Source organism: Cyclobacterium sp. 10D3-21 (genome assembly GCF_055809755.1).
In genome coordinates, this window is record NZ_CM147924.1 from 6,457,561 (window position 1) to 6,479,632 (window position 22,072).

18 protein-coding genes are annotated in these 22,072 nt (G+C 38.8%); 8 read left to right on the top strand and 10 right to left on the bottom strand.

The features are described from left to right. Nucleotides 1-125 precede the first annotated feature (125 nt). The 6 genes from AC0L7T_RS25195 to tilS form a co-directional block, all read right to left on the bottom strand. Nucleotides 126-857, bottom strand: coding sequence for an SDR family oxidoreductase (locus AC0L7T_RS25195; RefSeq protein ID WP_473339299.1), 732 nt, complete (start codon nucleotides 855-857; stop codon nucleotides 126-128). 143 nt (nucleotides 858-1,000) lie between these two features. After that, a complete protein-coding gene (locus tag AC0L7T_RS25200; RefSeq protein ID WP_473339300.1) occupies nucleotides 1,001-2,665 on the bottom strand; it encodes a mechanosensitive ion channel family protein in 1,665 nt (554 codons plus the stop codon). Nucleotides 2,666-2,718: 53 nt separating this feature from the next. Continuing rightward, nucleotides 2,719-5,436 carry a hypothetical protein gene (locus AC0L7T_RS25205; protein ID WP_473339301.1) on the bottom strand — a complete coding sequence of 906 codons (2,718 nt, stop codon included), beginning with the start codon at nucleotides 5,434-5,436 and terminating at the stop codon, nucleotides 2,719-2,721. Nucleotides 5,437-5,536: 100 nt separating this feature from the next. Beyond that, nucleotides 5,537-6,475 (bottom strand): malate dehydrogenase, encoded by a 939-nt coding sequence (mdh, locus tag AC0L7T_RS25210; protein ID WP_473339302.1) that lies wholly within the window; start codon nucleotides 6,473-6,475, stop codon nucleotides 5,537-5,539. Nucleotides 6,476-6,561: 86 nt separating this feature from the next. After that, entirely contained in the window at nucleotides 6,562-7,077 is a 516-nt protein-coding gene (locus tag AC0L7T_RS25215) for a cyclic nucleotide-binding domain-containing protein (RefSeq protein ID WP_473339303.1), read from the bottom strand. Further along, the gene (gene tilS, locus AC0L7T_RS25220) at nucleotides 7,070-8,401 is read right to left on the bottom strand and encodes a tRNA lysidine(34) synthetase TilS (protein ID WP_473339305.1); all 1,332 of its coding nucleotides are present in this window, start codon (nucleotides 8,399-8,401) and stop codon (nucleotides 7,070-7,072) included. Before tilS ends, AC0L7T_RS25215 begins: the two co-directional genes overlap by 8 nt. Before the next feature lie 49 nt (nucleotides 8,402-8,450). Here tilS and AC0L7T_RS25225 point away from each other — a divergent pair, with 49 nt between their 5' ends. From AC0L7T_RS25225 to AC0L7T_RS25260, 8 genes are all read left to right on the top strand, one after another. Next, entirely contained in the window at nucleotides 8,451-10,058 is a 1,608-nt protein-coding gene (locus AC0L7T_RS25225) for an OstA-like protein (RefSeq protein ID WP_473339306.1), read from the top strand. A 218-nt stretch (nucleotides 10,059-10,276) separates the two neighbouring features. Next, nucleotides 10,277-10,990, top strand: a complete 714-nt coding sequence (locus AC0L7T_RS25230) for a T9SS type A sorting domain-containing protein (protein WP_473339307.1) — start codon at nucleotides 10,277-10,279, stop codon at nucleotides 10,988-10,990. 65 nt (nucleotides 10,991-11,055) lie between these two features. Further along, nucleotides 11,056-11,982 carry an outer membrane protein assembly factor BamD gene (locus AC0L7T_RS25235; RefSeq protein ID WP_473339309.1) on the top strand — a complete coding sequence of 309 codons (927 nt, stop codon included), beginning with the start codon at nucleotides 11,056-11,058 and terminating at the stop codon, nucleotides 11,980-11,982. 14 nt (nucleotides 11,983-11,996) lie between these two features. After that, nucleotides 11,997-12,314, top strand: a complete 318-nt coding sequence (locus tag AC0L7T_RS25240) for a DNA-directed RNA polymerase subunit omega (RefSeq protein ID WP_473339310.1) — start codon at nucleotides 11,997-11,999, stop codon at nucleotides 12,312-12,314. A gap of 1 nt (nucleotide 12,315) precedes the next feature. Then, a complete protein-coding gene (gene coaBC / locus AC0L7T_RS25245) occupies nucleotides 12,316-13,527 on the top strand; it encodes a bifunctional phosphopantothenoylcysteine decarboxylase/phosphopantothenate--cysteine ligase CoaBC (protein WP_473339312.1) in 1,212 nt (403 codons plus the stop codon). Between the two features lie 215 nt (nucleotides 13,528-13,742). Next, entirely contained in the window at nucleotides 13,743-14,654 is a 912-nt protein-coding gene (porD, locus tag AC0L7T_RS25250) for a type IX secretion system protein PorD (RefSeq protein ID WP_473339313.1), read from the top strand. Between the two features lie 47 nt (nucleotides 14,655-14,701). Continuing rightward, nucleotides 14,702-16,354 carry a DNA repair protein RecN gene (gene recN / locus AC0L7T_RS25255; RefSeq protein ID WP_473339315.1) on the top strand — a complete coding sequence of 551 codons (1,653 nt, stop codon included), beginning with the start codon at nucleotides 14,702-14,704 and terminating at the stop codon, nucleotides 16,352-16,354. 105 nt (nucleotides 16,355-16,459) lie between these two features. Continuing rightward, complete coding sequence (locus tag AC0L7T_RS25260; RefSeq protein WP_473339316.1) at nucleotides 16,460-17,284, top strand: enoyl-ACP reductase FabI; 825 nt, start codon at nucleotides 16,460-16,462, stop codon at nucleotides 17,282-17,284. 72 nt (nucleotides 17,285-17,356) lie between these two features. On the opposite strand, the gene leuB is transcribed toward AC0L7T_RS25260, so the two are convergent. The 4 genes from leuB to leuC are packed head-to-tail and all read right to left on the bottom strand — an operon-like array spanning nucleotide 17,357 to nucleotide 22,053. After that, nucleotides 17,357-18,427, bottom strand: coding sequence for a 3-isopropylmalate dehydrogenase (gene leuB / locus AC0L7T_RS25265; RefSeq protein ID WP_473339318.1), 1,071 nt, complete (start codon nucleotides 18,425-18,427; stop codon nucleotides 17,357-17,359). After that, entirely contained in the window at nucleotides 18,396-19,985 is a 1,590-nt protein-coding gene (locus AC0L7T_RS25270) for an alpha-isopropylmalate synthase regulatory domain-containing protein (protein ID WP_473339319.1), read from the bottom strand. Before AC0L7T_RS25270 ends, leuB begins: the two co-directional genes overlap by 32 nt. Nucleotides 19,986-20,036: 51 nt before the next feature. Next, on the bottom strand, nucleotides 20,037-20,627 hold the full coding sequence (gene leuD / locus AC0L7T_RS25275; protein WP_473339320.1) for a 3-isopropylmalate dehydratase small subunit: 591 nt from the start codon (nucleotides 20,625-20,627) through the stop codon (nucleotides 20,037-20,039). Nucleotides 20,628-20,631: 4 nt separating this feature from the next. Beyond that, on the bottom strand, nucleotides 20,632-22,053 hold the full coding sequence (leuC, locus tag AC0L7T_RS25280) for a 3-isopropylmalate dehydratase large subunit (RefSeq protein ID WP_473339322.1): 1,422 nt from the start codon (nucleotides 22,051-22,053) through the stop codon (nucleotides 20,632-20,634). Between the last annotated feature and the right edge of the window lie 19 nt (nucleotides 22,054-22,072).

Here is a 22,072-nt window from a genome sequence, read left to right on the forward strand (position 1 = left end):
CCCAACCCCACCCAAAAGATATGGCTGCTAAGACAACCATATCTCACGTTTATAAAGCGTATAATACCTTAAATAATTTCAAAGGATATAAAAGTCCTTCTGAAGTTAATTGAATCGAAATAATTCTAAGCTTTCCCCGTGGGCTTGATCAATAACTCATTGACATTAACAGTTTTCGGTTGACTTAGGACATACAGCACAGCGTCGGCAATATTTTCCGGTTGAAGCTTGGCCTCATCTCCTCCATAATCCTTGTCCTCCAACAACTCTTCATCGGTAATATCATCACGGAGATTTGTATCTACTGTCCCAGGTTCTATAGACGCGACGCGAATATTAAATTCTGGGGACAACTCCATACGCAAGGCTCTTGAAAGGGCAATTAGCGCAGCTTTCGAAGCACCATAAACAGCTCCTCCTTCATAAAGTTCTTTCCCGTCAACCGATGTGATGTTTACAATATGCCCACTGTTTTGGCTTTTCATTTCCGGCAATACTTCGTAAATGCAGCGCAACACACCTTTCACATTTACGTCTATTGTTTGAAGCCATTCATCAATGTGTCGGTTTTTCATATAGCTCAAAGGCATCACCCCAGCAGCATTTACCAAAATATCAATGCGACTGTATTTGTCTTTTATTTTTTTAAAGCCGCTTGCTACACTTAGGTTATCACTCACGTCCATTTCCACCACCAAACTTTCGTTAGGCAATTCATTTTGAATTTCCTTTAGTTTTTCAATACTTCTACTGGCCAATATTACCGTGCATCCATTTTGAGAAAGTGTTTTAGAAATAGCTTTCCCTATGCCACTACTGGCCCCCGTAATTACTGCAATCTTGTTATTTAGTTCCATAATAGTTCGATTTAACTAAAAATTCATTTGAAATAATAGTTTCAAAAATCAAACCAATCTTACTAAAATTGAAAATGAAGGCATTACAGAAAAGTGTCTGAGATGAAAAGGAACGCAATTATTTGACTTGTGAACCTTTTGGCTTAATCTTTATCCTGCCCTTTCTCCGTTTCGATAAATGAATCAAGGCGTTTTTGGTAAGTAGCTTTGTCGCCTTCATATATAGGCGTAAAGCCACTTTTTTCGGGGAAAGTTTCCATGTGTAGCGTTTGCGTAGGGAAGGCAAATCTTACCCCCAATTCATTGGCTAGTCGGATGATGGACAGAATTAAATCTTCCCTTGCTTTCAACTCCTGAGGCCAGGATGGCACCTTAAAAAAGACATAAAACATAATGTCCAAACTATACGCAGAAAGGTTGTTTAGGTAAATATTGTAATAATCTTTCCTGGTCTTGGGGTGGTTTTGAACGATCTTTCGCAATCCAGATAAAAAAACTTCAATCAATTCAGGGGGAGTATCATAAGTAATGGTAATGGTGGAATAAAACCTGCGGTACTTTCTAAGTCCATGATTGTCTACTGTAGCATCGGCGATTTTACCATTGGGAATATACACCAGTGAATTTCTAAAGGTCCTCACTCTAGTGGAGCGAAACCCTACCTCCTCAACGGTACCATCTACCTCACCACTGGTGATCCAGTCTCCTACTTGAAAAGGCTTGTCAATAAAGATCATAACCGAACCGAAAAAATTCTTAATAGTATCCTGTGCAGCCAATGCAAATGCCAAACCACCAATAGACAAGCCGGTAAGGAAAGGCACAATATCAATTCTCAAGCCATATTTCAATATAAATAAGGAACCGATAACAATGACAAATGCTTTGAGGGTCTTGCGCACCAATGGTACCAATTGATCATCCAGGGTAGAAGTTGTTTTTTCAGCCATACGACCCATATAGGCCGCAAACACATCTACCAACTTATAAAAGATAACAGTGACTATAAAAGGCTCTGTAGCATTAAGCAATATGGTAATCCAGGACGCAATATTGATAGGAAGTTGCAAAACTCGAATGAATATTGACAGTAGCAGTATTATTATATAAACACTAACTATCCTTGCTACCGGAAGAAGGTACTGTTTGGCTATTTGCCCATATCCAGACTTGATAAGAACATAATAAAAGAGCCTGTCAATTAAAAAAGTAAAAAACTTATGGCTGGTAAAAACCATCAAGAGCAAAAAGAAAATCCCTATTAACTGCCACAGGTACAAGCCAAAATAATCCTGGCTACCGATTCTAGGCAAAATATCAAGCAATTTAGCTGTCCCCAAGGGATAGGTTTCTTGGTGCAATGCTTTTATATTTTTCACTGTGGCCGAAGAAAACTTCCATCGATCTCCGACTTTCTCCAGATAAACGGCTGGAAGTATTAGCTCATCAAATACATAAACTTGTTGTCCGTTTCTGACAGTATCCCTATAATCAGATACATTAGGAACAGTATTCATCCTAACAAAAACGCCTTTTCCATCAAAAACCTGTTTTAATTTGATCGCTAAGGCGGCTGCATCTTCCCCTTCATTTCCAGCCATATTCAAAGCTTTCGCCGCTATCTCGGGGTGATAATTTGGCTCATTTAAGTTATAGAAAAAAGTATAAACCGTATGGTACGGAGAACTGAAGTTGTTGTGATCTGTAGTATCAACGAGTACCACGGACCCCGAATTGAAAACCTGGGCCAGAAGGGGTGAAAACCACCCAGAAAAGATCAAAAAACAAATTACTAATATATTTCGCATGCAATTATTCATTGTTATAAACCTCCCTTAATTTTACTTGCCTTCCCTCGAATTTACAATGGAATTTTGTATTCGTAAAGTTTGTCGCCATACACGGTCATTAGCGTATACTCATTGTCACTTCCTGAGAAGTTTATCCAAAGGCTTTGGCTAATGCTGATCGGCTTTTGATTGATAAGTTGACCTTTCCCATTATACAAATAAGCAAAATCCTGCACTTTATCCAGTACGGCGAATATTTTCTTTCCCTCACCAAAGGAAAAATACATGAATTCTATCTCGTTGGATGGAATATTCATTTCAAAAAACAATTGTTCATTTGGCCGCAGGACTGTAAGCTTGTTGTACTCCTCAATTACCCATACATAATCCGTTTTATTCTGATCGTTCACCAAACTAAACCTCGTATCTGTATCTGGCCTAAGCAATTGGTTTCTATAAGTAAGCTCCCCTTTAAAATTCACATTCACCACTTCTCCTGCATCATTTATAGTCACGAGTTTGGAAGGTTCGCTGTTCCCGCTTTCTTCGATGGCATAAGCAGTCGAGACTCCATCACCAATAAGGACCCCTCCTCCTACTTTCAATTCCCCCCTTCGGTTAAACAGGTTTAATTTCCCATTGCGGTGAAGGCTCACCATAAAATCCCCAAGTCCAGGTTCCCGATGATGACCTGGCATATAGCTTAATGGTCCGCTTCTATGCGTATTGGGTTCCCATCCTTCCAACAAATTGCCCTTTTGGTCGTACAAAAATAACTCGCCCTCACTGTCTGCCACAAAGTACCTGTAATTCCTATTATTGTCATAATCCAGTACATTTAAGAAGGCGATTTCTTTGTCTTCAATAAATGGAATTGGGTATCCCGGTAATAAATTGCCATACCTGTCCAAGGCATAAATAAAGTCATTGGTAGCGAAAACAAGCTGGAGTTTACCATTTTTAAAATAATCTATTTGATGTACTTCACTAATGACGGCTCCGGGGATTCGTTGGGAAAATATCCTTTCTCCTTCTCCACTTATCAGGTGAATAAAATAGTCTTCATCCTGCACCAGGAAATCAGTACTTCGATCATTAAAATTTTGGATTCCTTTAGGCCCGTAGATCAATGGCCTCCCAAAGGAAGTGCTTCTTGATTCAGAAAGAATCAATTGCTTGTTAATTTCAGGCTCACCTAAATCAATATCCAACTTAATTTGGACGGTTCCTTCCTTGAAGATGGAAATGTTCACCCAGTCAAAAGAACGGAAAACAGGCGCATATTTTTGAAATATAGGACTCCAGGTAGGGTTACTGTTTTTAATTAAAATGGGGTAAAAACGGTCATTATTTAATATCAAACGAACAGGTGCACCATTATTTTGTTCCTTCAATAGGTCCTTATAGGCCAGTGATTTTCCCCAGGTATTGTCATTGTAAAAATCTTCTAAAAGATTTTTCACGGTTTTGAGGCTGTTTCCAATGATCAGGTGCTCCCCCGCCATGGAAATATAACTTCGAGAAAATCCAGTGAAGTTCCCTTCAAAAATATGCGCTGGAAATTCCTCTACATCGAGCAAAAAGATTTCTTTTCCCATGAAGTATTCTTTGAAGAGCTTTGTGCTGTCATTTTGACTCACTTGTAAGGCAAACTTCTCGAGATTTTGGTACCTTCTTTCCGCATTCTCAGGATGGAGCAAAAGAATTTGATTGGGGTTTTTATCAAATAGATTTTCTTCGAGCACCATGGTGGCTTCACCTCCCAAGGCATTTAAGAAATCATTGATTTCCTGGCTTTCATCGAGCGATGCTACGATTAAGGGTCTGGGATTAAAGGCCAGGTTGGGTATTTGTTTGAATCCTTGAAAGCCCGAAAACAGGTATTGGGTTACCCAGGCGGCCCTATTACTAATGACCGATGCAAAAGACATACCATTTGGCGCTACACCTTCTGACGTCATTGTTCCTGAAGCTCCATCAGTATAAAATTGTCCACTAAATGAAATGGATGTGTCACTAAATGCGGGAATCAAATTTGAGGACAATTTATTTTCCCTCAGGTTTTTTAGCAATGGTTCTGCAATGCCATCCGTCAGTTCATTTACAAGAGCCGCAAATCCCTCCCCCGAAAATCTCAAAACACCTTTGGAATTTAATGGGATAGATGGCTGAAATAAATGGGGATAGGATTGTTTGAAGTTCTGTAGCTCAAGGGATTTTGCATAACGTATACCATCTTCCACCAAAAATGAAGTATGACTTCCAATCAACACATTCTCAAAGCGGGTAAATGTAAAGGTTTTTGCTCCACCGTCTGTTATAATTTCATAGAGTTCAACACCGCTGTAATTTCTTTTTTTAAGGCCTGAAATGCCATTCTCTGGGTTTTCTGCAAGTTGCTGAATAAAGTCAAAGAATTGCTCATTTTCAAAGGCGATACCTATTAAAAAGCCAAATGCACCTTTACCTATAGGATGTAACGACAGCCTAAAACGGTGTCCTTTGAGGTATTTGTCAAGATTCCCACTTTTACCTGTGATACTGTCTAAAAAAATCAATTGTGACTCTACGTCAGCTAAGGCAGGTAAATTGTGAAGTTTTTCCCAGACAGGTTGATTCACCAGGTTATTCCAATAACCTACCGGATCATTTGTTTCAAAAACAAAAATGGCATTTGGAGGTACTACTTCCATCCCATTTAATTTGGAGTCAAAAAAGTCGCTCTTCACCAACAAAAAGGCGATGAACCCAAACACCAAAATCAATAAAATTATCAGCAGATTTTTCAATAGGCCCTATTCATTTAATGTTTATCAACTACTGTCAAAACAACAAAAAAATCCCAACGATTCAAAGTTGGGATTTTTTTATGATGTTATAATTTACTAATTATTTATTGCCAATTTTATCCAAAACAGACATAACCTCTTTGACATGACTTCTAGAAACTTCCAATAAAGCTTTTTCGTCACTGTTCAAATCCAGCTCAATTACTTTTTCAATACCATTTCTACCAAGGATAACAGGTACTCCTAGGTAACAATCGTCAATACCGTATTCTCCTTCTAATTTGATACAAACAGGGAATACTCTTTTTTGATTCTTCACGATAGCCTCTACCATTTGGGCCGCAGCTGCTCCCGGTGCATACCATGCAGAAGTTCCCATCAACTTCACAAGTTCTCCGCCGCCAGACTTCGTTCTTTCTATGATGGCATCTAAAGCCTCTTTGCCTATCAATTCAGTAACTGGGATACCAGCGACTGTTGTATATCTAGGCAATGGTACCATAGTATCTCCATGACCACCCAATAAAATTGCTTGGATTTCTTTAGGAGAAATATCAAGTGCTTCAGCTAAGAAAGCTCTATATCTTGCAGTGTCAAGAATTCCTGCCATACCAATCACTTTTGTTCTTGGCAATTTAGAAACGATATGTGCCTGATAGGTCATTACATCCAAAGGATTGGAAACGATGATGATGATAGCATCAGGAGAATGTTTTACAACATTTTCTGTAACCATTTTCACAATTCCAGCATTGGTTTCAATCAAATCATCCCTGGTCATACCAGGCTTACGTGGTAAACCTGAAGTGATTACCACCACATCAGACCCGGCAGTTTTAGAATAATCATTGGTACTCCCAATAGTCCTACTATCGTAAGCGTTGATAGGGGCCTTTTGCCAAATATCTAAAGCTTTGCCTTCGGCTACTCCTTCTTTAATGTCAACGAGGACAATTTCTTCTGCTATTTCTCGGTAAGCCAATACATCTGCACATGTGGCACCAACATTTCCGGCTCCGACTACGGTTACTTTCGTCATTTTTTATAATCGATTAAGATTGATGTTTTTTCAAAATTTGCGCTAAGTTATTAAAGAATGTCCTTTATATGAAGGATTCATCATAATTATTCAAACATCTGCCCGAGGTTAAAAAATCCATAGGATTTCTTATAGGAAGAAAAAAGCTGTTGGTTCCTGCCATCATAGAAGGTCGCCAGCGAACTCATCATTTTGGCCTTTATCTTTTGATTGCTATGGAAAATGTCTAAAATAGCATAATTCGGAATCACCCATAAAATCGCTTCCTCCGTATTTACGATGGCAGTATAAATCCTTTTGGAATTTTCCAGCAAGGAGTTTTCACCAAACGGTTCCCCTTCCTTAATTTTTATTATGGTTTCAAAATCTGTTCGAATATCAATATTTAACGTTACTTCACCTTTTTCTAAAATATAAAGTGCCTGACTGGGGTCATTTCTAAAAAACACGACTTCATCCTGGACATACTTCCTCTTATGAATCGCCGGCAAAAACCTTGACATCTCATCAAAATTCAAATGCTTAAAAAACTTTACTTTCCCTAAAAAAGCAAAATCCTCCCGCTCTGCAGGGCTATAAGTTTTTCTAAAAGGGTTATTCATCTTTATGTTTATTTAAATAAAGTACCTTTCTGGTTGTCGGTCGTACCTTGAATCGATCATCAATCCTGAATCCTATCAACCACACGATCTTATCTCTGGAACACAGAACTTTTACCTTGTCCTTTTTAATTAAAGGTACTTTATTGTCAATTAAATAATCGCTTATTTTCTTGAAGTGTTGCATCCCTAAGGGCATAAATTTATCTCCTTGCTCCCAAGATCGCAATGTCAATGGAAAATCAAGTAAATCAAAATCCAGCATGGCATTCTCTGGGGACCGATCTATTAATTCTCCGGCATCGATCTTGGTACAACTGTACTGGTATTGCCCATTTATAGAAAACGCTTCCTCCTCTACACCTATTTGAATAGGTTTGTCAATTTCCTTACGCTTCCCCAAAATCAAGGATTCCCTGTCAATATTCAGTATCCAATCCCCTGATAAGAATTGACGACCTGCCTCCTGGTTATCAACTGCACACAATATATCCTCAATCTGCGCATATACAAAACCTTTTTTTCTCAACCAATAAAATAGTAGCGATGACTTACCGGGCACCGACGCCAAACTGCCAAATGGCAGCATATCATAACCTCCCTTGGATACAACATTCGTTTTGATCCAAAGATCAAAAAAATAGAAAAATGCTTTTCCGGTATCCTTTATCCTATCGAAACTGTATTGCATCAATTCCGGCCCCTTGGGATCAAACTCCTTAAACAAGGGCAATAATTTATGTCTGACAAAATTTCTTTTATAATTTGTTTTTTCATTGCTGCTGTCCTCTCTCCATTCCAGCCCATTTTCTTTTAGATACCCTAATATTTCTTGCCTGGAAAAAGGTAAAAGAGGCCTTCGGATAAAATCTCTTTTGCTACTCATGCCGTAAATCCCTTCTATCCCTGTACCTCTTAATAAATTAAGCATGACGGTTTCTAACTGATCATCTGCATGGTGCGCCACCAATACTCCCTGGGTACCCAGACTGAAATTAAGTTCCTCAAACCAGCTGTACCTTATTTCTCTTGCCGCCATTTGTAAAGAGATGTTCATTTCATCCATATAAGCGAGGGTATCAAAAACTTTTGTGTGAACCGGCACGCCCAATTTCATTGCCAAATTAATGACAAAGGCTTCATCTGCATCGCTTGCTTTGCCTCTCAATTGAAAATTACAATGTGCAATCGCTATATTGAAACCATTTCTTTGGAGTAAATGGGCTAATACCACACTATCTATCCCACCGCTGACCGCCACGAGGTAGGGCAATTGCACATCCAAAATATTATTTTTGCGTACATGATTTATAAATCGCTCCAGCATAAACCAAAAGTACTATTTTATATTAATTTTGCCTTGGAAATCAATTCGAATGACAAAGATCAAATTTATTTTATTTTGTTTACTTACATCTTTGGTCTTTTCAAAGGCCCAAGCCCAGAAGGAGCAAAACCGATTGGAAATATTACAGGCTGAGCAACTTTTAGGAGGCAAGGGTTTTGAAAGGTTACTGACAGATGTGATTCTAAAGCACAAAACTTCATTAATCTATTGTGATTCTGCCCACTTCTATTCAGAGGACAACCTTGCTAAACTTTTTGGTAATGTCAAGATTGATGATCAAGAAGATTCGGTCACCGTCACTAGTCGCTATGCTGAGTATGATGGAGATACCCAACTGGCTCTGTTGCGTACTAACGTGGTGTTGGTCAATGAAGGCACCACCCTTTATACCGATTTTCTGGATTATAACCGCGCCAATGGTGAAGCGAATTATTTTAATAACGGGATGGTCAAGGACAGTACCAATGTACTGACAAGCGAGAAAGGGCTTTACGAAACTCAAATTGAAAAAATCACTTTTAATAAAAAAGTGGTCTTGGAAAATCCGGATTACACCATGAAATCCAATATCTTGTATTATTTCACTACTACAAAGATTGCTGAAACAGAAGGACTTACCAATATTCTTTCAAAAGACGACAATAGATTAAATGCCCAAAAAGGCAGTTTCTATGATACTGCGAATAAAATTTTCCGTTTTTATGATGGAGATGTCGAATCAGAAACCAGTATTGTATACGGTGAGGAGCTCTTCTTTGACGAAAATGCCCAATATTACGAAGCCAAGGAAAACGTAAGTATTTTTAATAAGGAGCAAAATGCAGAAGTTTTTGGAGATGAAGGTAAATATTGGGAGGAAAAGCAATACTCAGAAGTTTTTGGCAGAGCCCTGGTTCGTAAATATTTTGAAATAGACACCTTATTTGTAATAGCGGACACGCTTATTACTCAGGACGGGGCAAATCCTGAGGACAAATACACCCTTGCTTATCCCAACATGCGAATGATAAAAGCAGAATTAGCCGGTAGGGCTGATTCAATGGCCTATATTTACGCTGACTCAACCGTTCATCTTTATTCAGACCCTATACTTTGGAACAATAAAAGTCAGATTACTGCGGATAGTATTCAGTTTACTATTGCCAATCAGGAAATTGACCAGGCCATACTGCAGGACAATGCATTTGCCATCACAAGAGACACAGTGGCCAATTTTAACCAGATAAAAGGTCGGAAAATGACCGCATACTTCCTGGATGGAGATATGGATAAACTGGATGTAGAAGGCAATGGGGAATCTTTGTACTTTGCTATTGAAAATGACACCACCATAAAAGGACTAAATAAATTACTTTGTGGCAGAATCATCATGGAATTTAAGGAAGGAACAGTCTCAAGAATTAGTCATACTATAAAGCCAGAAGCATCCTTCACCCCTCCCCATTTATTCGAGGAAGGCGAGCAAAAATTGGAGGGTTTTGTTTGGAGAGACGAGGAAAGACCCACTAAAAAACAGATCGATGACTGGAGAACGCCTAAAATAAGAGACAAAAATCGGTATAGCTTTTTTGATGAGCCGGATGTAAAACTACCTTACCCGGAGAATGACGAACTACAAATTCCTACAGACAATTAATAACTTTTGTAGTATATATTACATTTTTGTGAAAAAAAATCTTGTAAAAAAGGTTTTTTAACGCCGAAGAATAAAAAAAATTTCATCAATGTTAACATTTTTTAACCCAAACCTACCGATAAAGTCGAACCAATTTGGTATTTTTATACGTATATACTTCTAAAAGAGGTAGAAAATCTTTGTTAACATAAAGCACATTTTATAGAACTAAACTTTACATGAGAATATTTTTATCACTTTTAATCACCTTACAATTGTTTGCGCTACAGTCATTGGACGCCAGACAAGTACGTGTGCTTAGTGAAAAAATTGAGTTTAGCGGAAAAGTGAACACCACCCAAAGAAAAACATTGATTCTTCAGAATGACTCCAACGAAAGTGCTACTTACTTTCTACGCTACCTTCGGGGAAATGTTGGCTCCTCTCAAAATATACTTATTTGTATAGGAGACAATTGTATTGACCCTAGAAATGATCTTTCACAAATTAGATTTACACTGGCACCCGGAGAAGTTTCAACAAACATCTACATAGAATTTGAACTAGGCATAACGGCTACAAAAGGAACATTTGATTTACATTTTTTCAACACATCCAATCAAAGAGATGCTTTTATTGTAGAAAATGTATACAATGTTACCTCAGACCAACCCGCAGACAATGTTAGCCACAGGGATGTGGATATGGATGAAATCTATCCTAACCCAAGCGTGAGAACCGCGCAATTAGACTATAAAATCAAAAACCCTAATGCGAAGGTCAGGATAGTAATCAATAGCTTTATCGGCAATCCGATTTATGATTTCAGCCTTGATCCTACTCAAGAAACCCTAATAATTCCAGTAACAGACCTGAACCCAGGTACTTATTTTTACACTTTGATCGTTGACAATAAGAATATTGTCACAAAAAAACTTTACGTCAAAAGGTAAGAATGCGCATTCGCAGTGGAACTGCCTTGATAACCAATTATTAATCCATTATATTTGCAGGTCAAATGATAAAAGTACACCAATACCTATTTATATTCCTTGCCTCACTACTGACTTTCGGTTGTGGTGAATTTTACAAATTAGAGAAGAGCACCAATTGGGACGAACTCTATGAAGCGGCCAATCGTTACTATGACGAAGGCGAGCACAATAAAGCTATAATCCTATATGACAGGGTTTTACCAGTAATTAAAGGTAGTGGCAAAGCAGAATTAGCTGAGTTTAATTATGCCTATGCTCATTTTAGAACCAAGAGGTATATTGAAGCAGCAGAATATTTCAAAACCTTTTTTGACACCTATAATCGCTCACCTTTAGCAGAAGAGGCTTTATTTATGAATGCGTATTCTCTGTACCTGGACTCTCCGGATTACAATCTGGACCAAAGAAGTTCCAGAGAAGCAGTGAATGCTATACAACTGTTCATGAATCGATTCCCCGAATCTGATTCCTATGAACGTTCCATTACCATGATTGACGATCTTCAAAAAAGATTTGAGGAAAAAGCATTTGAGGAATCAAAAATGTATTATCGTCTTACAGAAGGATTATTCCCGGGGGACTTTTACAGGGCATGTATCGTTAACTTTCAGAATTTTGCCAAATCCTTCCCTGATAGTGATTACAATGAGGAATTGGCCTTTAAATTAGTGGAAGTTAGTGCAGCATACGCTGACAGAAGTGTTTTTGATAAAAAAGAAGAGCGATTTGAACAGGCATTGGGTTTTGCAGAAGATTTTGCGAAAAAATTCCCTGAAAGTGAATACCTGAATAGCGTAAGTAATATTCAATCGAAATCCAAGGCCAAACTTGAGGACCACTATACTATAAAAGAACAGTATAAAGCCAGAACAGCCGAGGCAATAAGATTACGAGAAGAAGAAAAGAAAGATCAGGAAGCTACAGAGGCTTTAAAAGAAGTAGGCAATTAAAAACAAGTAATTATATGGCAATTAATCCGTCAATTATCACGAGAGATTTAGACAAGGTAGCTGTGAAAACAGGGAATCTTTATCAATCTATTTTCATTATTTCTCAAAGAGCCAAGCAGATTTCATCTACGATGAAAGAGGAGCTGAATAATAAATTATCTGAATTTGCTTCTACAGTAGACAACCTTGAAGAAGTTTTTGAAAACAAGGAGCAAATAGAAATCTCAAAATTCTACGAAAGAATGCCGAAGCCAAGTACATTGGCAATGGAAGAATTCATGGAAGACAAGGTGATGTACAGGTTCCCTGAAGAGGAGGAAACCAAGTCTTAACATGCCATTATCTGGCAAACGTATATTATTAGGCGTAACTGGAGGAATTGCTGCCTATAAAGCAGCCCAACTTATTCGGTTATTGATAAAATCAGGAGCAGAAGTCAAAGTCATAATGACGACTTCTGCTCTTGACTTTATTACGCCTCTCACACTAGCCACTTTATCAAAAAATCCAGTTTCTATTGATTTTTTTGATAAGAAAACTGGTGAATGGACTAACCATGTCGCCTTAGGAAATTGGGCTGACTTAATGGTTGTCGCCCCCCTTTCAGCCAATACATTGGCTAAATTTGCAACAGGTCAAAGCGACAATTTATTGGCCTGCACCTATTTATCTTGTACGAGCCCCGTACTTGTGGCTCCAGCGATGGATTTAGACATGTACCAACACCCTTCTGTGATCCGAAACTTACAAATTCTCGAAAGTTTTGGGAATCAGGTTATGGAAGCAACATCTGGGGAATTGGCCAGTGGACTGATTGGTAAAGGGAGAATGCCAGAACCTGAAGCGATCTTTACTTCCATTAAGGAAATCCTAAAACCTAATACCGTTCTTAAAGGCAAAAAGTTTTTAATAACGGCAGGACCAACACAGGAAGCCATTGATCCTGTTAGGTACATAAGCAATCACTCTAGTGGCAAAATGGGGATTTCCCTGGCGGAGAAGGCTGCCGATAAAGGCGCAAAAGTCACGTTAATTCTAGGTCCTACCGCTTTAAAACCAAGACCACACCCCAATATTAAAATCATTCCTGTAATGAGTGCACTTGATATGTTTGATGCAACTAAAAGTCACCATGATGAGGCACAAGTAGCTATATTTTGTGCTGCAGTTGCTGATTACAGATCAGAGGCACCTTCCCTTCAAAAGATTAAGAAGAAGGAAAATGCTTTGACCATTACATTAATAAAAAATCCCGATATTGCTAAAACATTGGGTGAGAATAAAAAACAAGGGCAAATCCATGTAGGTTTTGCCCTGGAAACGGACGAAGGTCTTGGGAGCGCCGAAAAAAAACTAATGGAAAAAAACTTTGATTTTGTAGTTTTAAACTCACTACTTGATCCAAAAGCAGGCTTTCAAAAAGACACGAATCAGGTTACTATATTATCAAAGAATGGGGAGAAAATAAAAACTCCAGTGTTGACTAAAGAATTGCTGGCCATTCAATTACTAGATCGGGTAGCATCCATTCTGGAAAAACAGTAATTTCGATTAGAAAAGCATCGTAAATAAGGTAACGTAAACTGTCCAAATCTCTGAAAATGGGATGGCCTTTTTGATGTTAAAAAAATTTCACATCAGGTGGAAAACTAAACCAAAGCTGCTGATTTTATTTAAACCAATCTCAGCAAGTAATAAATGGGCAATTGTCCATTTCGGATTATATGTGTTAGCGGATTAAATAATAATTCATTTATCAAATGGTACGTCCTATAATCTTCTTCAGCCTCTTGACGCTTTTTATAGCACCCTTTCCGGTACTATCTCAGCAGCTCAATTTTACGGTTACCATCAACAGTGAGCGGGCAAAAACCCAGGATACAGATATTTTTGAACAAATGAAATCGGCATTTGAACAGTTTCTCAATGGACGAAATTGGACAGATGCGGATCTTAAGCCACAGGAAAGGATAAAAGGAAATTTATTAATCACGATAAACGATATGCCTCAAGTAGGTTTGTTCAGTGCAACGGTGCAGATTCAGACAGTACGGCCCGTTTTTGGATCCAATTATGAAAGTTTGGTCCTGAATTTTGCTGATCGAAATTGGACTTTTGAGTATACGGAATCTCAGCCCCTGGAATTTAATCAATTTTCCTACTTAAATAATATCACTTCTCTGCTGGCCTATTATGCCTACATAACCATAGGCATAGATTACGATTCTTTTTCACCTCGTGGGGGAGATGCTTTTTTTGAAATCGCCAACAATATTGTTGCCAATGCCCAACAATCCTCCAACCCGGGATGGAACCAAAACCCATCGGATAAGCGGAACAGGTATTGGTTAGCCAATGACCTGTATAACTCACAAGTAATGGTTCCTGTTAGAGATGCCTATTACCTGTACCATAGAAAAGGACTTGATTTACTAACAACCAAGCCAGAAGAAAGCTATAAAAATATAGTAGAAGCTATAAAAATGATACAAGAAGCCAATAAGGTTCAACCAAATAGTATTCTTACAATTAGCTTTATGGATGCGAAATCTGATGAAATAAGTAAAATTTTGAAAGGAGCACCTATGGAATTGAAAGAGGAAGCAGTAGAAGTACTACTTAAGGTTGACCCTAACAATGCCAGAAAATACAATGATATTTTGAAAGGATAATCCTCAAATTTGGTTAATTTTGACCCTCTAAACGAAACCAAAGCAACATGTTATCCAACCTTAGCATCACAAACTATGCTTTGATAGAAAAGTTAGAAATGGAACCCTGTGCCGGACTCAACATGATCACGGGAGAAACTGGAGCAGGAAAATCCATTATGCTTGGAGCAGTAGGATTACTTCTTGGAAATAGGGCCGATAACAGGACTTTATTTGATGAAACCAAAAAATGCATTATTGAAGGCGTTTTCAATATCCAGAATTATGGTTTAAAGCTTTTCTTCCAAAGGGAGGAGTTGGATTATGAGCCTGCATGCATTGTCAGGCGGGAAATTTCACCCTCTGGAAAATCCAGGGCTTTCATCAATGATACTCCAGTTAGGCTGGAAACCTTGAAAGTATTGGGCAAAATTCTGATGGATGTTCATTCCCAGAATGAGACCTTGCTATTAGGGGCTTCTTCCTACCAACTATCTCTGATAGATGCATTTGCCAATGTCCAAAAGGAAAAAGAAGCTTATCTCAACCAGTTTCAGGACTTTATTAAGACGCAAAAGAAGGTGCGCCTTTTAGAACAGGAGAAACAACAATACCAGCAAGAAGCTGATTACAACCAGTTTCAACTGGAAGAGCTATCCGGATTGGACCTTGAAGAAGGAGAACAAGATTTATTGGAGGAAAAGGAAGAGCTACTGAACCATGCTGAAGAAATAAAATCCAGGGCGTCACAGGCTTTAGATCATTTGGAAAACGAAGAGTTGGGGGCGATGCAACAGTTAGGAGCAGCCCAACAGCATTTCCAATACTTAAAGAAATTCGGTAAGAATTTTGAAGATTTAAACCAGAGATTTGAAAGCATACTTATAGAACTTAAAGATATTATTGAAAGCCTCTCACTTGAGGAGCAGGAAATAGAGGTTGATTATGAAAAGTCTGAGTGGGTCAGGGAAAGACTAAGTAAAATTTACCAGCTACAGAAAAAACATGGGCTTCAGAGTGATAAAGAGCTTTTAGCACTTGCCTCTTCCCTTGCAGACAAGGTATTCAAAGGGGATCATTTGGAAGAAGAACTGGTCAAGCAGCGGGCATTACTCACACAGTCAAAGGCCAGGCTAACCACATTTGGCAATAATCTTTCGAAAAAAAGACAGTCCATTTTCAACAATTTCAGCAAGGAGATTCAATCCTTACTTGGGCAGTTAGGCATGGAAAATGCCAAGGTAGAAATTAAGCGAAGTGAGGTTGTACCCAATGATTCAGGTATCGATGATATTGACATCTTATTTTCCGCCAACAAAGGAATCCAGCCCCAACCTATAGGTCAGGTGGCTTCAGGAGGTGAATTTTCAAGGTTAATGTTTGCCATTAAATATGTAATGGCGGATAAGATGGCTCTACCAACCTTGATTTTTGATGAAATTGATACTGGTATTTCTGGCGAAATAGCGTTGCAGATGGTTCGCATGATGCAACAAATTGCAAAAAAGCACCAAGTCATTTGCATTAGCCACTTACCACAGGTAGCCGCCAAAGGAGAAAAACACTATTTCGTATACAAAGACAATAGTGCGCTAAAGACCATAAGTAAAATAAAGCTATTAAATCCTGAAGAAAGATTACTGGAAATCGCTACAATGATTTCCGGTTCAAATCCCTCAGCTACCGCTTTTGAAAACGCAAAAGAATTGCTTAACAAATAATGGCCCACTAGCCTTTTCTAAAAGCCCTTCGGAAAATGTTTTACCCATTATTAGTTAATTTTATAGAATATTATTTAATTGAAGTCAGAAAATCAAAAGAATACAATGCCTGAAAATTTATTAAAAGGAAAAAAAGGAATTATCACTGGTGCTCTAGATGAAAATTCTATCGCCTGGCAAACTGCATTAAAAGCAAAAGAGCAAGGTGCAAAATTTGTTCTAACCAATGCCCCAATAGCTATGCGCATGGGAGCCATTCAGGAACTTGCTGATATATGTGATACCATTATTATTCCTGCCGACGCTACATCCGTCGAAGACATTGAAAAATTATACGATGAAGCAAAGGAGTATTTGGGTGGGAATTTCGATTTCTTGCTCCACTCTATTGGTATGTCACCAAATGTCCGAAAAGGAAGATCCTATGGTGACCTGAATTATGATTGGGTTCAGAAGTCCTACGACGTTTCTGCTACCTCTTTTCATAAAATGCTTCATGTAGCAGAAAAGAAAGACATCCTTAATGAATGGGCTTCAGTGGTGGCATTAAGCTACATTGCTGCAGAAAGGTCTTTCCCATTTTACAGCGATATGTCTGAGGCCAAAGCAATTCTTGAAAGCATTGCTAGAAATTATGGTTTAAGGTATGGTAAACTCAAAAATGTAAGGGTCAATACTATTTCCCAGTCCCCAACTAAAACAACTGCAGGATCAGGAATCGGAGGATTTGATGATTTCTTTGATTTTGCAGCATTGGCTTCTCCTCTTGGAAATGCCTCTGCCGAAGCATGTGGAGAATACATTATCACCATGTTTTCCGATTATACCAGAATGGTAACCATGCAAAATTTGTTTCACGATGGTGGCTATTCTACGACGGGTATTACGCAAGATTTGATCGATGCCTACGTGGCAAATAAAAATAAATAACAATATTTTGACAAAAAAAAGCCCCTATATACGCTAAACAAGCAATAGGGGCTTTTTGTGATTATTTTTCTTTTACATTTTAGCAATCTGCTCAGCTAACCAATCTCCTACTTCCGAAGTTTTGTAAGCTTTTTCACCTTCGGATAGGTCTTCAGTTACTATTCCTTTTTCCAGGGACATATTGACCACTTCAGAAATGATGTTGGCTTCGTCCATTAAATCAAAGGCATATTCAAACATCATGGATGCAGACAAAACAGCTGCCAAGGGATTGGCAATGTCTTTACCAGCAGCCTGAGGGTAAGAGCCATGGATAGGTTCAAAAAGCTTGGTTTTAAGCCCTATAGAAGCTGAAGGCATCAATCCCATAGATCCACTTATCACAGATGCTTCATCCGTTAAAATGTCTCCAAACAGGTTCTCCGTAATCAAGACATCATACGCTTTAGGCCATTGAACCAAACGCATTGCTACCGCGTCAACAAATTCATATTCAACTGTTACTTCTGGATACTCAGGAGCTAAACGCTGTACCGTTTCCCTCCATAATCTGGAAGTTGCCAATACATTGGCTTTATCAACGCAGGTTAAAAGTTTTCTCCTTTTCATGGCAAACTCAAAACCCATTCTAGCCAATCTTTCAATTTCCTCTACAGAGTATACACAGGTATCAAAAGCTTTGGTCCCTTGTTCGTTTCTACCTCTTGGCTCTCCAAAATAGATGCCGCCAGTCAGCTCCCTTAAAAATACCAAATCAGTACCTTCAATCCTTTCCTGTTTCAATGGTGACTTGTGCAACAAGGAAGGAAAAGTAAATGTAGGACGAACGTTAGAAAAAAGTCCCAATTTTTTCCTCATCTCCAATAAACCCTGCTCAGGTCTTACCTTCGCACTTGGATCATTGTCAAATTTAGGATCACCAATAGCGCCAAATAGAACAGCATCAGAAGCAAGACAGGTTTCATGAGTAGCATCAGGATAAGGATTTCCTACTGCATCTATGGCTGCAGCTCCTGTAATGGCTTCTTTAAAAGTAATTGTATGTCCAAATTTCTTAGCGACAGCATTCACTACCTTTACTGCCTGAGCGATTACTTCAGGGCCAATACCATCACCAGGTAATAGGGCTATATTCATTTCCATAAGGATTCTTTTTTTCAGTTTTGTTACTATTTTTGATTTGTTCTATGATATTCAGCATTTTTTCAGTGGCCTTCATGGCCGCTATAGTCTGGTCACTATCCAAACCTTTGGTCTTAAATATTCTTCCACTCAGATCCCAGGTAATCACACATTCCACAAAAGCATCTGTTTTACCTCCAGGAGGTATGCTTATCTGAAAATCAGTCAACTTGGGTAGCTCCATGTCTAAGCCCTTGTATATTTTTTTCAGTGCTTTCATGAAAGAATCATATTGGCCATCTCCTGAAGCATTCTGCTCATAATAATTGCTGAAAATTTTCATTCGCAACTGAACAGAAGGCTTTAGACCCTTGGAATGAACCATATGGTACCCGTCGATGACAATGTCCTTATGAATGGAGTTGTTTTGCAACACATCTGAGATAATATAAGGCAGATCTTCTGTGGTCACCCTTTCCTTCTTATCTCCCAGCTCTATGATCTTCTGCGTTACTTTGGTCAATTCATCTGGTTCAAGAGAAATGCCTAACTCTTCAAGATTTTTTGAAATGTTGGCCTTGCCGGATGTTTTACCCAGTGCATATTTACGTGTTCTCCCGAATCGTTCAGGAAGCAAATCGCTGAAATAAAGGTTCTTTTTATTGTCTCCATCTGCATGTACTCCTGCTGTTTGGGTAAACACATTTTCCCCCACGACAGGTTTATTTGCCGGAATCCTCAACCCAGAAAATTGTTCTATTAGTTTACTAATTCTATAGATTTTATTCTCATTAACATTGAGATGAAATGGGGTAAAATCCTTTATTACTGCTACAATTGATTCCAAAGGTGCATTACCTGCACGCTCACCAAGACCATTAACAGTGGTATGGATACCTTTTGCACCAGTATTGACAGCGTGAAGAACATTGGCAACCGAAAGGTCATAATCATTGTGCGCATGGAAATCGAAATGTACTTCAGGGAATTTTGTGCATATCATCTCCATAAATTCCTTAACTTCATCAGGACACAACAGTCCCAAGGTATCAGGAAGCATTATTCTTTTAACCGGTTGTTTGGAAAGGAACTGAATCATGGACATTGCATACTCTCTGGAATTGCGCATGCCATTACTCCAATCCTCAAGGTAAACGTTCACTTCAATGTCATGCTGGTTTGCATAAACAATGCATTTTTCTATTTCAGCAAAATGAACTTCTGGCGTCTTTTTTAGTTGATGGGTCAAGTGGTTGAGTGAACCTTTGGTGAGCAAATTCATCACCTTAGCGCCTGCCTCTACCATCCAATCCACAGATTTGGGAGTATCTACAAATCCCAAAACTTCAATACTATCCAAATAGCCTTTTTCCTCTGCCCAATGAGTAATCCGTTTGACACCTTCCAACTCTCCCTCTGAAACCCTAGCTGAAGCCACTTCAATCCGATCCACTTTTAATTCTTCTAACAAAAGCTTCGCTATTTGAAGCTTTTCTGAAGGAAGAAATGACACCCCTGAGGTTTGTTCTCCATCCCTAAGGGTGGTGTCCATGATTTCTATTGTCTTTTCTCTACTCATTCGCTTACCATTATCCTGACACATTTTCAACTTCGAATCCCAGAGTAGTTTTTATTTATTGGCTTCGAACTGCACTATTTCTTCTTTTAGGTTGAGCAGATAATCAATATCGTCAAACCCATTTAGCATGTTCTCTTTTTTGTACGAATTTATATCAAAAGATTCAGAATTACCTGTGGATAAAAGCGTGATGGTTTGCTTCTTTATATCTACCTCAACTTCTACTTCTGGGTTGGCTTCAACCGCTGAAAACAATTCGTCTGCAAATTTAGGAGACACTGTTACAGGTAGAACACCAATATTCAAACAATTGTTTTTAAATATATCAGCGAAGAAACTAGAAACCACACAACGAAATCCATAGTCATAAATGGCCCAAACAGCGTGTTCACGGCTAGAGCCCGATCCGAAATTCTTTCCAGCCAAAAGGATTTTACCCGAATAGGTGGGATCGTTTAACACAAAGTCAGCCTTAGGTTTTCCTTCAGTATCATAACGCCAGTCTCTGAAGAGGTTGTCACCAAATCCTTCTCTCTCTGTAGCTTTCAAAAACCTGGCCGGAATAATTTGGTCAGTATCTACGTTTTCAGAGGAAAGAGGGACTACCCTACTTGTCAAAACTTCAAATTTATCGTATGCCATGGTCTTATTTTTCTTGTACTAATTCTTCTATAAAATCCCTAGGGTCTGTAATCACACCAGTAATGGCAACTGCCGCTACTGTAAGTGGTGAAGCGAGCAATGTTCTGCTACCAGGTCCTTGGCGTCCTTCAAAGTTTCTGTTGGAAGTCGAAACCGCATATTTTCCTGATGGTATTTTATCATCATTCATTGCCAAGCAAGCGGAGCATCCAGGTTGTCTTAACTTGAACCCAGCCTCTTCGAGTGTTTGGACAATACCTTCTTTGATAGCCATTTTCTCAACTTCTCTAGAACCAGGTACTATCCATGCAGTGATATTATCAGCTTTCTTTTTGCCTTTTACAAATTGAGCCACTGACCTTAAATCTTCTATTCGTCCATTGGTACAACTCCCTACAAAGACATAATCAATCTTCTTGCCTTGTAAAGACTCGCCAGGCTTGAAGCCCATATAGTCCAAAGATTTTATATAAGATTTGTTTTCACTGTCATTCATCCCATCTGTAGTTGGGATATTCCCTTTTACCTTTACGCCCATTCCTGGGTTGGTACCGTAGGTGATCATTGGTTCGATGTCCTCTGCATTGTAATGGTATTCCAAATCGAATACAGTACCTTCATCTGTTTTAAGGGTTTTCCAATGTGCCACTGCTTTGTCCCACTCTTCACCTTTAGGCGAGTATTGCTTGCCTTTCAAGTATTCAAAAGTAGTTTCATCAGGCGCTATCAATCCACCTCTTGCACCCATCTCTATACTCATATTACAGATGGTCATTCTAGCCTCCATGCTCAATGCCCTGATGGCACTTCCAGCATATTCAATAAAATATCCGGTACCACCACTCGCAGAAATCTGTGCGATGATGTATAAAATAATATCTTTTGAGGTGATGCCTTTACCTAGTTCACCATCTACGGTAATGCGCATCTTTTTGGCTTTTGCTTGCATAATGCATTGGGTAGCAAATACCATTTCTACTTCTGAGGTACCAATACCAAATGCGATGGTACCAAAGGCACCATGAGTAGAGGTGTGGCTATCTCCACATACAATCGTCATTCCTGGCTGGGTGATACCAAGCTCGGGTCCGATTACATGGACGATACCATGATGATCTGTTCCAAGGTCATGAAGTTCTATTCCATGTCTTTTACAATTTTCTCTCAACCTTTCAACTTGCATTCGAGAAAGTTGATCCTTGATTGTTTTGTCCTGATCGATAGTGGGTACATTATGATCAGGAGTAGCTACCGTCCTTTCTGGAAACATTACCTTATTGCCTCTTTTTTCAAGGTTCAGGAATGCCACCGGGCTTGTTACTTCGTGGATAAAATGCTTATCTATGAAAAACACATCCGGACCATCTGGGATAGACTGGATCACATGTGCATCCCAAATCTTATCAAATAATGATTTCTTCTCCATTATATTTAACTTTTCGTCA